The sequence below is a fragment of the Streptococcus oralis genome (assembly GCF_001983955.1).
GTDB classification, from domain to species: Bacteria; Bacillota; Bacilli; order Lactobacillales; family Streptococcaceae; genus Streptococcus; species Streptococcus jiangnanensis.
On record NZ_CP019562.1, the window covers coordinates 588982 to 602878 of the forward strand.

Annotated in this window: 15 protein-coding genes and 3 riboswitches; of the genes, 14 read left to right on the forward strand and 1 reads right to left on the reverse strand. The window is 41.6% G+C overall.

Translation table 11 applies throughout. From position 1 onward, the window contains the following. Nucleotides 1-41: 41 nt before the first annotated feature. A riboswitch (TPP riboswitch) is annotated at nucleotides 42-130 on the forward strand. 218 nt (nucleotides 131-348) lie between these two features. The 8 genes from BWR56_RS02795 to thiE all read left to right on the forward strand — a co-directional run bounded on the left by BWR56_RS02795 (nucleotide 349) and on the right by thiE (nucleotide 6646). After that, nucleotides 349-1017 (forward strand): TenA family protein, encoded by a 669-nt coding sequence (locus BWR56_RS02795; protein WP_000449830.1) that lies wholly within the window; start codon nucleotides 349-351, stop codon nucleotides 1015-1017. A 123-nt stretch (nucleotides 1018-1140) separates the two neighbouring features. Then, a riboswitch (TPP riboswitch) is annotated at nucleotides 1141-1229 on the forward strand. A gap of 159 nt (nucleotides 1230-1388) precedes the next feature. Next, a complete protein-coding gene (locus tag BWR56_RS02800) occupies nucleotides 1389-1949 on the forward strand; it encodes an ECF transporter S component (protein ID WP_049504911.1) in 561 nt (186 codons plus the stop codon). Next, nucleotides 1950-3335 (forward strand): ATP-binding cassette domain-containing protein, encoded by a 1386-nt coding sequence (locus tag BWR56_RS02805; RefSeq protein ID WP_049504912.1) that lies wholly within the window; start codon nucleotides 1950-1952, stop codon nucleotides 3333-3335. It abuts the gene before it with no gap. Between the two features lies 1 nt (nucleotide 3336). Next, nucleotides 3337-3987: an energy-coupling factor transporter transmembrane component T gene (locus BWR56_RS02810; RefSeq protein WP_076984427.1), complete on the forward strand. Its 651-nt coding sequence runs from the start codon at nucleotides 3337-3339 to the stop codon at nucleotides 3985-3987. 10 nt (nucleotides 3988-3997) lie between these two features. Beyond that, nucleotides 3998-4690 carry a thiaminase II gene (gene tenA, locus BWR56_RS02815; protein WP_076984428.1) on the forward strand — a complete coding sequence of 231 codons (693 nt, stop codon included), beginning with the start codon at nucleotides 3998-4000 and terminating at the stop codon, nucleotides 4688-4690. Between the two features lie 3 nt (nucleotides 4691-4693). Next, nucleotides 4694-5218 carry an energy coupling factor transporter S component ThiW gene (gene thiW, locus BWR56_RS02820; protein WP_001244067.1) on the forward strand — a complete coding sequence of 175 codons (525 nt, stop codon included), beginning with the start codon at nucleotides 4694-4696 and terminating at the stop codon, nucleotides 5216-5218. Next, on the forward strand, nucleotides 5218-6021 hold the full coding sequence (gene thiM, locus BWR56_RS02825) for a hydroxyethylthiazole kinase (RefSeq protein ID WP_076984429.1): 804 nt from the start codon (nucleotides 5218-5220) through the stop codon (nucleotides 6019-6021). Before thiW ends, thiM begins: the two co-directional genes overlap by 1 nt. After that, nucleotides 6014-6646 carry a thiamine phosphate synthase gene (thiE, locus tag BWR56_RS02830; RefSeq protein ID WP_076984430.1) on the forward strand — a complete coding sequence of 211 codons (633 nt, stop codon included), beginning with the start codon at nucleotides 6014-6016 and terminating at the stop codon, nucleotides 6644-6646. Before thiM ends, thiE begins: the two co-directional genes overlap by 8 nt. A 47-nt stretch (nucleotides 6647-6693) precedes the next feature. On the opposite strand, the gene thiD is transcribed toward thiE, so the two are convergent. Beyond that, entirely contained in the window at nucleotides 6694-7485 is a 792-nt protein-coding gene (thiD, locus tag BWR56_RS02835; RefSeq protein WP_076984431.1) for a bifunctional hydroxymethylpyrimidine kinase/phosphomethylpyrimidine kinase, read from the reverse strand. Between the two features lie 84 nt (nucleotides 7486-7569). Then, a riboswitch (TPP riboswitch) is annotated at nucleotides 7570-7668 on the reverse strand. A 183-nt stretch (nucleotides 7669-7851) separates the two neighbouring features. Here thiD and BWR56_RS02840 point away from each other — a divergent pair. The 6 genes from BWR56_RS02840 to BWR56_RS02865 all read left to right on the forward strand — a co-directional run bounded on the left by BWR56_RS02840 (nucleotide 7852) and on the right by BWR56_RS02865 (nucleotide 13862). Beyond that, nucleotides 7852-8247, forward strand: a complete 396-nt coding sequence (locus tag BWR56_RS02840) for a CopY/TcrY family copper transport repressor (protein ID WP_076984432.1) — start codon at nucleotides 7852-7854, stop codon at nucleotides 8245-8247. Between the two features lie 10 nt (nucleotides 8248-8257). Beyond that, complete coding sequence (locus BWR56_RS02845) at nucleotides 8258-8629, forward strand: cupredoxin domain-containing protein (protein WP_038804415.1); 372 nt, start codon at nucleotides 8258-8260, stop codon at nucleotides 8627-8629. Nucleotides 8630-8638: 9 nt separating this feature from the next. Beyond that, the gene (locus BWR56_RS02850; protein WP_076984433.1) at nucleotides 8639-10861 is read left to right on the forward strand and encodes a heavy metal translocating P-type ATPase; all 2223 of its coding nucleotides are present in this window, start codon (nucleotides 8639-8641) and stop codon (nucleotides 10859-10861) included. A gap of 213 nt (nucleotides 10862-11074) precedes the next feature. Next, the gene (gene spxB, locus BWR56_RS02855) at nucleotides 11075-12850 is read left to right on the forward strand and encodes a pyruvate oxidase (protein WP_049503130.1); all 1776 of its coding nucleotides are present in this window, start codon (nucleotides 11075-11077) and stop codon (nucleotides 12848-12850) included. Nucleotides 12851-12960: 110 nt separating this feature from the next. After that, nucleotides 12961-13308 carry a VOC family protein gene (locus BWR56_RS02860; protein WP_076984434.1) on the forward strand — a complete coding sequence of 116 codons (348 nt, stop codon included), beginning with the start codon at nucleotides 12961-12963 and terminating at the stop codon, nucleotides 13306-13308. Between the two features lie 251 nt (nucleotides 13309-13559). After that, nucleotides 13560-13862, forward strand: a complete 303-nt coding sequence (locus BWR56_RS02865; RefSeq protein ID WP_076984435.1) for a lactococcin 972 family bacteriocin — start codon at nucleotides 13560-13562, stop codon at nucleotides 13860-13862. Nucleotides 13863-13897 lie beyond the last annotated feature (35 nt).

A 13897-nucleotide genomic window follows, 5' to 3' on the forward strand; every position in this document is an offset into this window, starting at 1 on the left:
GGGCTTTCAAATTCTGTTATACTGGTCCAGTAATTAAATAATAAAGACATTTGGGGTGCTTTAGGCTGAGATGATACCCATTGAACCTGATACAGTTAAGACTGGCGAAGGGAAATGTGAAAAGGTTTTTTCGTGTGTCGAAAGAAACTATCTAATCTTGTAAGCTAAACTCTAATTCTCGTTTGTAATTGGAGTTTTTTTGTTTATCAAAAGAGGATAGGCTTGACCGCAAGCCTTTTGGTAGCTCTCCTCCTTGAATGCCCCACTTTTCTTTAAAAAGGTCAAGTAAAACTAGGATTTTCTTAGTATTTTGTTGATTACGAACGAGTAAAGAGAGGAAAAGTAAATATGGAAACACAAGACTATGCATTTCAGCCAGGTTTGACCGTTGGAGAATTATTAAAAAGCAGTCAGAAGGATTGGCAGGCTGCAATCAATCATCGTTTTGTTAAGGAACTTTTTGCGGGGACAATTGAGAATAAGGTCTTAAAAGACTACCTGATTCAAGATTATCATTTCTTTGATGCTTTCCTATCCATGCTGGGAGCTTGTGTAGCTCACGCAGACCAGCTTGAGTCCAAACTTCGTTTTGCCAAGCAACTAGGCTTTCTTGAAGCAGATGAAGATGGTTATTTCCAAAAGGCTTTCAAAGAGTTAAAAGTATCTGAGAATGACTATCTAGAAGTGACCTTGCACCCTGTGACAAAAGCGTTTCAGGAGCTAATGTATTCTGCTGTGACTTCATCAGACTATGCTCATCTTTTGGTCATGCTGGTCATTGCAGAAGGTCTCTATTTAGACTGGGGTTCTAAAGATTTGGCTCTACCTGAAGCCTATATTCATTTGGAATGGATCAATCTCCACAGAGGTCCTTTCTTTGAAGAGTGGGTTCAATTTCTAGTTGATGAACTTAATCGTGTCGGGAAAAATCGAGAAGATTTGACAGAACTTCAGGAACGCTGGAATCAAGCAGTTGCTTTAGAATTAGCCTTTTTTGATATCGGTTATGAATTATAGGACAGATTCAATACTTTTATGTAGATTAAAAGAATGAACAAACAAACTATATAAATATATTTTCCGGTCAAATATCTTGCTAGGGCTTTCAATTTCTGTTATACTGGTCCAGTAATAAAATAATAAAGACATTTGGGGTGCTTTAGGCTGAGATGATACCCATTGAACCTGATACAGTTAAGACTGGCGAAGGGAAATGTGAAAAGGTTTTTTTCGTATGTCGAAAGAAACTGTCTAATCTTGTAAGCTAAACTCTAATTCTTGATTGTAATTGGAGTTTTTTTGTTTATCAAAAGAGGATAGGCTTGACCGCAAGCCTTTTGGCAGCTCTCCTTGAATGCCCCACTTTTCTTTAAAAAAGGAGTTTTTTTATGTTGAAAAAATGGCAGTTAAAAGATGTTATCTTGCTTGCTTTCTTGTCTATCTTTTTTGGTGGCGTTTTTGTGGGTTCAGGCTATCTGTTTGATATCCTCACTCTGATTTTAGCCCCTCTTGGTTTACAGGTCTTTGCCAATGAAATCCTCTTTGGTCTCTGGTGTATGGCTGCGCCCATTGCTGCCATCTTTGTTCCAAGAGTGGGAAGCGCAACGATTGGAGAAGTGCTCGCTGCGCTTGCTGAAGTCCTTTATGGTAGTCAATTCGGTCTAGGTGCCCTTTTGTCTGGCTTGGTTCAAGGTTTGGGAAGTGAATTTGGCTTTCTTGTGACCAAGAATCGCTATGAAAGTTGGCTCTCTCTAACTGCTAATAGTATTGGGATTACGCTTTTTAGCTTTGTCTATGAATACATTAAATTAGGTTACTATGCCTTCTCCCTTCCTTTTGTCCTTTCCTTGCTGGTGGTGCGTTTTATTTCCGTCTTTTTCTTCTGTACCATCTTGGTTCGTGCCATTGTCAAACTCTATCATCAGTTTGCAGCTGGAGGAAAGGCATAGATGGGCCTGAAATTAAGAGGGATTCAATCCCCAATCTTTTCGGAACCGATTGATTTTACTTTTCATGAGCAAGCCTTTACCTTGTTAGTTGGGAGTAGTGGTTCAGGAAAATCCAGCCTCTTTCAAGTCATTGCTCAAGTCAGTTCTCTTCCCTATAGTGGTCAAGTCTTGATAGATGGGAGTCAGGTCAGTCAGCTTTCTATCGTTGAACGTGTCCAGACGGTTGGTATTCTCTTTCAAAATCCCAATCATCAATTCACCATGGAGAACTTGTTTGAGGAGCTGGTTTTTACCTTGGAGAATATCGGGCATCCACTTCAAGATATTGATGCTAAAATAGCAGAGGTGGTCCGGCAATGTCGTTGCGAGGCAATCTTGAACCGTTCCATCCATCACTTATCAGGTGGTGAAAAGCAAAAGGCTGCGCTGGCTGTTATCTTTGCTATGAACCCTAGGGTCTATCTCTTGGATGAGCCCTTCGCTTCCATTGACCGCAAGAGCAGAATCGAGATATTGGAGATTCTAAAAGAGTTGTCCTCTAATGGGAAGACAGTCATCCTGTGCGATCATGATTTAACGGACTATGGAGCCTACATTGACCATATGGTGGAGCTGAGAGACGGGCAACTAAGGGAAATAAATAAAATCCCTACCTCTGAGATGATACAGGTTTCTTCAAAGGAAGTTGCCTCTAGTCCAGAATTATTCCATATGGACCGTGTGACCTGTGAGCTGGGGAATCGCCCTCTCTTTTCGATTGCGGATTTCACATTTTACCAAGGAATTTCCTGTATCTTGGGTGATAATGGTGTTGGGAAATCAACCCTCTTTCGCTCCATTCTTCAATTTCAAAAGTATAGAGGGCGCATTACTTGGAAGGGGTCGGTTCTTAAAAAGAAAAAGAGTTTGTATCGTGATCTGACGGGTGTTGTTCAGGAAGCTGAGAAGCAGTTTATCCGAGTCAGTCTGAGAGAGGAACTGCAATTAGATAGTCCAGACTCGGAAAGAAATCAGCGGATTCTCCAAGCTTTACGATATTTTAATCTGGAGCAGGCGCTTGATAAGAGTCCCTATCAATTAAGTGGTGGCCAGCAAAAGATTCTTCAGCTATTGACCATCTTGACCAGCAAGGCTTCTGTGATCTTGCTAGATGAACCTTTTGCTGGTTTGGATGATAGAGCTTGCCATTATTTTTGCCAGTGGATTGTGGAGGAGAGCAATCAAGGAAGAAGTTTTTTGATCATTAGCCATCGTTTAGATCCCTTGATTTCTGTGGTCGATTATTGGATCGAGATGACTAGTGAGGGTCTCCGTCATATTAAAGACGTGACTATCAGCAAACCTCTCAGTTTTCTGAGTAGGAATACTCAAGGGGAGGTGAGGTAGTATGATCAAAGTAGCAACTCAGACACCGATTATTAGTCTTTTCTTGCTGATTTTATCCTTGGAAACATCTTTCCTTCCTTCGATTGCTCTTAATCTCTCGGTAGTCGCATTTTGCATTCTCTTTATGCTCTACTACCGTCGATTTAAAATGTTGGCTTGGATGCTTGTGCTCGCCATTTTACCATCTTTTGCTAATTACTGGGCAGTACAGTTACATGGGGATGCTTCGCAGGCAGTCATGCTTGGAACGAGGGCTTTTGTGACGGTTTGTATCGGCCTTGTCTTTGTTTCTAGTATTTCCCTAAAAGAGCTTCTCTTGTACTTGGCTCAAAAGGGGTTATCGCGTTCTTGGGCCTATGCCTTAATTGTAGTATTCAATGCCTTTCCCCTCATTCAACAAGAAATCAAGTCCCTCAAGGAAGCTTGCTTATTGCGTGGTCAAAAATTGCATGTTTGGTCGCCCTTGATTTACAGTAAGGTTCTGATGACGGTCTTTAGATGGCGCCATCTTTACCTGAGAGCTCTATCTGCTCACGGATATGACGAACATGTTCATTTGGAGAATAGCTATCGGACTTTTTATATTTCTCAGAGGACAAAATTGATCTACCTACTTTTCTTTTTATTGCTTCAAACCAGTTTATTTCTATAAAGGAGTTATTATGGAATTTACAGATATTGCGATGGAATTATCCAGGGAAGCTTGGCAGGCTTCCTTTAACCATCCCTTTGTTTTACAGTTACAAGAGGGAACGTTAGAACCTTCTATTTTCCGCTATTACCTGATTCAGGATGCCTACTATCTGAAGTCTTTTTCAGAAGCCTATCACCTCTTGGCTGATAAGACTTCAAACCAAGAGATGAAAAGACTCTTGAAACAAAATGCCCAGAGTCTAGTGGAGGGTGAGTTGTTTATCCGCAAACAATTTTTTAAGGAATTGGGAATCAGCGACCAGGAAATGGACGAGCAACCGATTGCTCCAACCTGTTATCATTACATTTCGCATATTTATCGACAGTTTTCAGAGCCAAACCTGGGCATTGCTTTTGCTAGTTTGCTCCCATGTCCTTGGTTATACCATGATTTGGGCAAGGCACTTAATCGCAAACCATCCCCGAATCCTCTTTATCAGCAGTGGATTGAGACCTATATCACCGATGAGTTAGAACAGCAGATTAAAGAGGAAGAAGAGCTGGTCAATCAGCTCTATCGAGAAAGCAATGAGACGGACAAACAAAAAATGCTAGAGGCCTTCCACATCAGTGTCCACATGGAAGCCAAGTTTTGGGAGATGGCTTACCAACACCAAACATGGGCGAGTGATTTGCAGTCCTTAGAAAAAGAGAAGAAATAGAAAATGAGAAACCACCGACTTCAAGTTCACAAATTAACTATTTTATCCATGATGATTGCTCTTGACGTAGTGCTTACACCCATCTTCCGAATCGAGGGGATGGCACCAATGTCCAGTGTAGTCAACATTCTTGCAGGGATTTTGATGGGGCCTGTTTATGCCTTGGTCATGGCAACAGTCACAGCCTTTATCCGTATGTCAACTCAGGGGATTCCGCCCTTGGCCCTCACAGGAGCTACTTTTGGAGCCCTCCTTGCAGGTCTCTTTTATAAGTACGGTCGAAAATTTCACTATTCTGCCCTAGGAGAGATTTTGGGAACAGGGATTATCGGATCCATTGTTTCCTATCCTGTCATGGTTCTCTTTACGGGATCTGCGGCGAAGCTCAGCTGGTTTATCTATACTCCACGATTTTTCGGAGCGACCTTGATCGGTACAGCCATAGCTTTTCTCGCCTTTCGATTTTTAATCAAGCAGGAATTCTTTAAAAAAGTACAAGGATATTTCTTTGGTGAAAGGATAGACTGATGCAGGAATTTACAAATCCCTTTCCTCTAGCCTCTAGCTCCTTGATTCACTGCATTACCAATGAGATTTCCTGTGAGATGTTAGCCAATGGCATTCTAGCTCTGGGATCTAAACCTGTCATGGCAGATGATCCCCGTGAGGTCCTTGATTTTACCAAACAAAGCCAGGCTCTCTTTATCAATCTAGGGCATTTGTCAGCTGAGAAGGAGAAAGCAATCCGCATGGCAGCTTCTTATGCAAATCAAGCTTGTCTACCAATGGTAGTAGATGCGGTTGGTGTATCAGCGTCATCCATTCGTAAGGATCTAGTCACAGATCTTTTAGAATACAAGCCCACAGTCCTTAAAGGAAATATGTCGGAAATCCGAAGTCTTGTTGGTTTAAAGCACCACGGAGTTGGAGTTGATGCTAGCCATAAGGATCAAGAAACTGAGGACCTGCTTCAAGCCTTGAAAGACTGGTGTCAGACCTATCCTGGTATGTCATTTTTAGTCACTGGCCCCAAGGACCTCATTGTTTCGGAGAATCAGGTTGCAATATTGGGAAATGGCTGTGACGAATTAGACTGGATAACAGGGACAGGAGACTTGGTTGGAGCCTTGACCGCCGTTTTTCTCAGTCAAGGAAAGATCGCATTTGAAGCTTCTTGCCTAGCAGTTTCTTATCTCAATATCTCTGCTGAGAGAATAGTTGTTCAAGGAATGGGATTGGAAGATTTCCGCTTTCAAACTCTCAATCAGCTCTCTCTTCTAAAAAGAGACGAAAATTGGCTAGAAGCCATCAAAGGAGACTTTTATGAATAGAGAAGCACTTAGACTGTATCTAGTAACCAATCGCTACCAAGATTCCTTGGAAAACTTTCTTGAAAAAGTCGAGACGGCCTGCCGTTCAGGTGTTACCATCATCCAACTACGAGAAAAAAATCTCACTACCAATCAATACTATCAACTGGCCAAACAAGTCAAGGAAATAACAGACGCCTATCAGGTGCCCTTGATTATCGATGATCGTTTGGATGTTTGTCTAGCAGTCGATGCAGCAGGTCTGCATATCGGCGACGATGAACTACCGGTTTCGGTTGCCCGCAAAGTCTTGGGGCCTGAAAAAATCCTCGGTGTTACTGCTAAAACAGTAAAAAGGGCTCTTGAGGCGGAAACATGGGGTGCGGATTACTTGGGAACAGGAGCCATTTTCCCGACTACGACCAAAGAAAATGCACCTATCACCCTGATTTCAACCTTGAAAACAATTTGCCAAACGGTCGCCATTCCAGTGGTTGCTATCGGAGGATTGACGTCAGAGAATATTGACCAACTTATCGGCACGGGTATAGCTGGAGTAGCAGTCGTACGTGATTTGATGCAGGCAGAAGATATTGAGGCAAAAGCACATGCCTTTTTAACAAAGCTGGATGACATGATTTCCTAATCAAAAACTCTCTAATTCCCTTAAAGTAGGAACTAGAGAGTTTTTTCTTAATCTTTAAAGCTTGTATGGTTGACTGGGCCAGAACCATGACCGAGTTGAGGAGCGTCTTGGATGGCTTTTGTGATAAAGGCCTTGGCCTTATAAACTGCCTGGTAAAGACTTCTGCCCTTGGCTAGTTCAGCCGTAATCACAGCAGCAAAGGTACATCCAGTACCATGGGTGTGACAAGTTTGAATTCGTGGACTTTCCCAGACAAATTGTTCATCCTTGGTAAAGAGGAAATCCTTGGCACCACCTTCAAGATGGCCACCTTTGATAACAACGGACTGAGGACCAAATTCTTTTATAATCAGGCGACCAGCACGCTGCATGTCTTCGGGGTCATGGATTGAAAAACCAACAATCTCTTCTGCCTCAGGAAGATTGGGCGTGATAATGGTAGCAAGGGGAAGCAGATTTGTTTTTAGGTAGTCTCTGGCACTGGAATCAATCAGGGTGTCCCCACTCGTAGCGACCATGACAGGGTCCAGCACATAGGGACAGTCCAGTTTTTTAAGATAGGGTTGGATGATTTCCATGATCTCAGTAGTTGCCAACATCCCTGTTTTTACAGCCTGAGGCTTGATATCCGAAAAGACACTTTCCAATTGAGCTTCCAGCATTTTGTTGGAGACGTGCTCGATTAATTGAACGCCTCTGGTATTTTGAGCGACAAGACTGGTCACAACGGCCATTCCATAGACATCTCTAGCTTGGAATGACTTTAAATCAGCCATAATGCCAGCACCGCCACTAGGGTCAGTCCCTGCAATGGTTAGAGCAACGGGTAAATAAGTCATCTAAAACCTCCCAACCAACTGAAGTTTGTATTCTTAAGAACAAGCTAGTCTGTTTGAGGAAAGCAATAGAAGACCAGCTAGTCCTCATTATCATTTCCACTTCCATCAGCTAGCATTACCTAGATTGAGTCAAAGGGATCTAACAGTCGTTAATCTCAGCTTTACGCACCCCTAGTGGTTGTTTTCTTTTTTCTACAGTATAGCATATTTTTATAGTTTATATAGTAAAATTTGACTGCAAATCTCTCGTTACATGATTAGAATTCTATTTTTCGGAAAAATAATAAAAATTATAGTTGACAAATGTAGATTTTCGGAGTATACTAATAACTGTAATCGACAAATGTAGATTTAGGAGGTGTGATTATGCAGATTTCAGATGCAGAATGGCAGGTCATGAAGATTATTTGGATGCAGGGGGAACAGACCAGTACGGATTTGATCATGGTTCTGGCGGAACGGTTCGACTGGTCCAAGTCGACCATTCAAACTCTTTTGGCTCGTTTGGTTGAGAAAGAGTGTCTGACAAGGAAAAAAGAAGGCAAGTTCTTTGTCTATTCAGCCCTTTTAACTTTGGATCAAAGTCGAGACTTGCTTGTCCAAGATATCAAAAACAAGGTTTGTTCTCGTAGGATTAAGAACTTGTTGGCTGAATTGATTGTGGAATGTGATTTTACTCTGGCTGACTTGAAAGACTTAGAAGCTGTGATTTCTAAGAAGAAATCAAGCGCTGTAACAGAAGTAAGATGTAATTGTATGTAAAGGAGACGTCATGTTAAATAGTATTGTAACCATTATTTGTATTGCCCTTATAGCGTTTATCTTGTTTTGGTTTTTCAAAAAGCCTGAAAAATCTGAACAAAAGGCCCAGCAAAAAAAGGGCTACCAAGAGATTCGAGTGGAAGTCAAAGGGGGCTATACGCCTGAGTTGATTATTCTTAAGAAATCAGTGCCAGCCCGTATCGTCTTTGACCGTAAGGACCCTTCACCCTGCCTAGATCAGATTGTTTTCCCAGATTTTGGGGTGCATGCGGACTTGCCTATGGGTGAAGAGTATGTAGTGGAAATCACACCTGAACAGGCTGGAGAGTATGGTTTCTCTTGTGGGATGAATATGATGCACGGTAAGATGATTGTAGAATAGGAGAATGAGATGACTGAAATTGTAAAAGCAAGTCTTGAAAATGGTGTTCAAAAAATCCGTATCACGGCAGACAAAGGCTACCATCCAGCCCACATTCAACTGCAAAAAGGGATTCCTGCTGAGATTACCTTTCATCGTGTGACACCTTCAAACTGTTATAAAGAGATTCTCTTCGAAGAAGAAGGAATTCTAGAACCAATCGGTGTGGATGAAGAGAAGACAATTCGTTTTACACCTCAAGAGTTAGGCCAACATGAATTTTCATGTGGCATGAAGATGCAAAAGGGGAGTTATACCGTAGTTGAGAAGACTCGAAAATCTCTATCACTTTTACAACGTTTTTGGATTACTAGTATCTTTACTGTGCCTCTTGTGATTCTTATGATTGGGATGTCTACAGGAGGAATTAGTCACCAAGTCATGCGTTGGGGCACCTTTTTAGCCACAACCCCCATTATGCTGGTAGCTGGAGTTCCATATATCAGAAGCGCTTGGGCTAGTTTTAAAAAGCACAATTCCAACATGGATACCTTGGTTGCTCTGGGAACCCTAGTGGCCTATTTCTATAGCTTAGTTGCCCTCTTCACTGGTCTGCCCGTTTACTTTGAAAGTGCTGCATTTATCCTCTTCTTCATTCTTTTGGGAGCAGTTTTTGAGGAAAAAATGCGAAAAAATACTTCGCAGGCAGTCGAAAAATTATTAGACCTACAAGCAAAAACAGCAGAGGTTTTGCGTGATGATGTTTATGTTCAAATACCTCTAGAACAAGTCAAAGTTGGGGATCTCATTCGCGTTCGACCAGGTGAAAAAATTGCCGTTGATGGGACTGTAATAGAAGGAGAAACTAGTATTGATGAATCAATGGTAACTGGGGAAAGTATTCCAGTCGATAAATCAGTTGGAGATGCTGTCATTGGTTCAACCATCAATAATAGTGGTACGATCATTTTTAGAGCTGAAAAAGTAGGTTCTGAAACCATGTTGGCTCAGATTGTAGACTTTGTGAAGAAAGCTCAAACCAGTCGTGCTCCTATTCAAGATTTGACAGACAAGATTTCTGGAATTTTCGTACCAGCAGTTGTCATTTTAGGACTCCTTACTTTTTGGATCTGGTTTGTTTTTCTTGGTGAAAGTTTTGTAACGTCGCTTCTCTATGGTGTTGCAGTCTTGATTATTGCCTGCCCTTGTGCTCTTGGACTTGCGACACCAACAGCACTCATGGTTGGAACAGGACGAAGTGCCAAGATGGGGATTCTTCTCAAAAATGGTACAGTTCTACAGGAAATCCAAAAAGTTCAAACGGTTGTTTTTGATAAGACAGGAACCTTGACCGAAGGGAAGCCAGTAGTGACAGATGTTATCGGAGATGAAGGAGAAGTGCTAAGTTTGGCTGCTTCACTGGAAGATGTATCTCAACACCCGCTAGCTCAAGCTATTGTTAATCGTGCATCTGAACTAGGAATTAGCCTTCACCCAGTGGAAAACTTCCAAGCCTTGCATGGAAAAGGTGTGACTGGGATTATTAATGGTAAGCAAGTCTTGCTGGGGAATGCTAAGCTCTTAGCTGACCTTGCTATTCCACATGATTATCAAGAACGATTTGATTTGCTTGAGAAAGAAGCAAAAACAGTTGTCTTCCTATCCGTGGATGGTCAGTTAAAAGGCTTAATTGCCTTGCAGGATGTCCCTAAGGAAAATGCCAAAGAAGCTATTGCTAAATTGAAAAAACGTGGTCTTAGAACGGTCATGCTTACTGGAGATAATGCTGGAGTAGCCCATGCGATTGCAGAACAAATTGGTATCGAAGAAGTAATCGCAAATGTCTTGCCAGAGGAAAAGGCACATGAAATTCACAAGCTTCAAAAGAATGGGAAATTGGCCTTTGTTGGAGATGGTATCAATGATGCGCCGGCCCTCAGTGTAGCGGATGTCGGAATTGCCATGGGCTCTGGGACAGATATTGCCATTGAATCAGCAGATCTTGTCCTTACAACCAACAATTTACTAGGATTGGCACGTGCTTTTGATATGAGTAAGAAGACCTTTAATCGTATTCTACTCAATCTTTTCTGGGCTTCTATCTATAACCTCATTGGTATTCCGATTGCAGCAGGAGTCTTTTCAGGTATTGGTTTGGTGCTCAACCCAGAACTGGCTGGTCTAGCCATGGCTTTTAGTTCTGTATCTGTTTTGATTAGTTCACTCATGCTAAACGTTACTAAGATAGACTAAGAAGCGGGCTTGCTCGCTTTTTATTATAAAACAGATTCTAAAAACGTTTTCAAACTGTACTGTAATAGAGAATAAAAACTTCTGAGCACATTCTTAGGAGACCCAAAACAAATGTGGTAAAGTAGTAGAGTAAAAATTTGCTGAAACGTTTCCAATTAGTATATGAAAACGGATTTATCAAGTTTTAAAAATATTTGAAGGAGAGTTATCATTATGACTCAAGGGAAAATTACTGCATCTGCAGCAATGCTCAACGTATTGAAAACATGGGGCGTAGACACTATCTACGGTATCCCATCAGGAACACTCAGCTCACTCATGGATGCTTTGGCTGAAGACAAAGATATCCGCTTCTTGCAAGTTCGCCACGAAGAAACAGGTGCTCTTGCAGCGGTCATGCAAGCTAAATTTGGCGGCTCAATCGGGGTTGCAGTTGGTTCAGGTGGTCCAGGTGCGACTCACTTGATTAACGGTGTTTACGATGCAGCTATGGATAACACTCCATTCCTTGCTATCCTTGGATCACGTCCGGTTAACGAATTGAACATGGATGCCTTCCAAGAATTGAACCAAAACCCAATGTACAACGGTATCGCTGTTTACAACAAACGCGTAGCTTACGCAGAGCAATTACCAAAAGTTATTGACGAAGCTTGCCGTGCTGCCGTTTCTAAAAAAGGTCCAGCCGTTGTTGAAATTCCAGTAAACTTTGGTTTCCAAGAAATTGACGAAAACTCATACTACGGATCAGGTTCATATGAGCGCTCATTCATCGCTCCAGCTTTGAACGAAGTTGAAATCGACAAAGCTGTTGAAATCTTGAACAATGCTGAACGTCCAGTGATCTACGCTGGTTACGGTGGTGTTAAAGCTGGTGAAGTAATCACTGAATTGTCACGTAAAATCAAAGCACCAATCATCACAACTGGTAAAAACTTTGAAGCCTTTGAATGGAACTATGAAGGTTTGACAGGTTCTGCTTACCGTGTTGGTTGGAAACCAGCCAACGAAGTTGTCTTTGAAGCAGATACCGTTCTTTTCCTTGGTTCAAACTTCCCATTTGCTGAAGTTTACGAAGCCTTCAAGAATACTGAGAAATTCATTCAAGTCGATATCGACCCTTACAAACTTGGTAAACGTCATGCCCTTGACGCTTCTATTCTTGGTGACGCAGGCCAAGCAGCGAAAGCAATCCTTGACAAAGTAAACCCAGTAGAATCTACTCCATGGTGGCGTGCAAACGTTAAGAACAACCAAAACTGGCGTGATTACATGAACAAACTCGAAGGTAAAACTGAGGGTGAATTGCAATTGTACCAAGTTTACAATGCAATCAACAAACATGCTGATCAAGATGCTATCTACTCAATCGACGTAGGTGACACTACTCAAACATCTACTCGTCACCTTCACATGACACCTAAGAACATGTGGCGTACATCTCCACTCTTTGCGACAATGGGTATTGCCCTTCCTGGTGGTATCGCTGCTAAGAAAGACAATCCTGATCGCCAAGTATGGAACATCATGGGTGACGGTGCATTCAACATGTGCTACCCAGACGTGATCACAAACGTTCAATACGACCTTCCAGTTATCAACGTTGTCTTCTCAAATGGTAAATATGCCTTCATCAAGGACAAATACGAAGACACAAACAAACACTTGTTTGGTTGTGACTTCCCTAATGCTGACTATGCGAAAATCGCTGAAGCGCAAGGTGCTGTAGGGTTCACTGTGAACCGTATCGAAGATATCGATGCAGTTGTTGCAGAAGCTGTTAAATTGAACAAAGAAGGTAAAACTGTTGTTATCGATGCTCACATCACTCCACATCGTCCACTTCCAGTAGAAGTACTTGAACTCGATCCAAAACAACACTCAGAAGAAGCGATTAAAGCCTTCAAGGAAAAATACGAAGCAGAAGAACTCGTACCATTCCGTCTCTTCTTGGAAGAAGAAGGTTTGCAATCACGCGCAATCAAATAATTCTTCTCGTCGAAAATCAAATGTAAACTTTGTAGATTTTATTCTTTGATTTTCTTAGAGCAGAACTTGAAAAGATCGGAGCAATCCGGTCTTTTTGTGGAGGATAGTAAATGAATTTAAATCAATTAGATATTATCGTTTCAGATGTTCCCCAAGTCTGTGCTGACTTGGAGCGTATTTTGGATAAAAAAGCCGATTATGTTGACAACAGTTTTGCTCAGTTCACGATTGGCAGTCACTGTCTCATGTTGTCACAAAGTCATTTGGTTCCTTTGGAAAAGTTTCAGTCAGGAATCATTCTTCACATTGAGGTTGAGGATGTAGAGCAGAACTACAAACGGTTGAAAGAGCTTGGTGCCGACATTTTACACGGTCCGGCTGTAACTGATTGGGGGACAGAATCCTTGCTTGTAAAAGGTCCAGCTAGTTTAGTGATTGATTTTTATCGTATGAAATAGGGCGCTTAATCATTTGACGTTAACCTTAGCTATTTTTAAAACAGAAATTGAGAATATGAACTATTGAAAAGATCGGAGCAATCCGGTCTTTTTATAACGGCTTTTAGCACATAAATAATTGACAGCGCTTTCTTTTTGTGGTACAATGAAGACGAGTATAGGTGGATTGAGTGCTTTAAATAAATTGGGAAGGAGGAAATAATGCGTTTTAAAAGCATTCATCTTATTAGAGCCTTAAAAGGAGGTTTCCTATGAAAAAATTAAAGAAAGTTTTAATTATTAGTGCTTTGGCACTTACTGCGACAACTGCAACAATCGCTTATGCCTATCGATATGATGTGGAAGGTGGTACGTGGGAATATGGTTATACTTATGGAATAAATGCTTATTCAGACTATTATCATTCTGATAATAACCATGGTTCTAAAGTTATAAATAGAAATAATGGTAATTCTGCAGTGGATAATGCTGACCCAGGTGTTTGGTCTAGAGCGTGGATTTGGGATGTTTGGGATCCAGCTACTTTCCGCTATAACCCTACCGGTTGGTATTGATTAGTGAGTAGGGAGGGGAGTTGACTTCCCCTCTT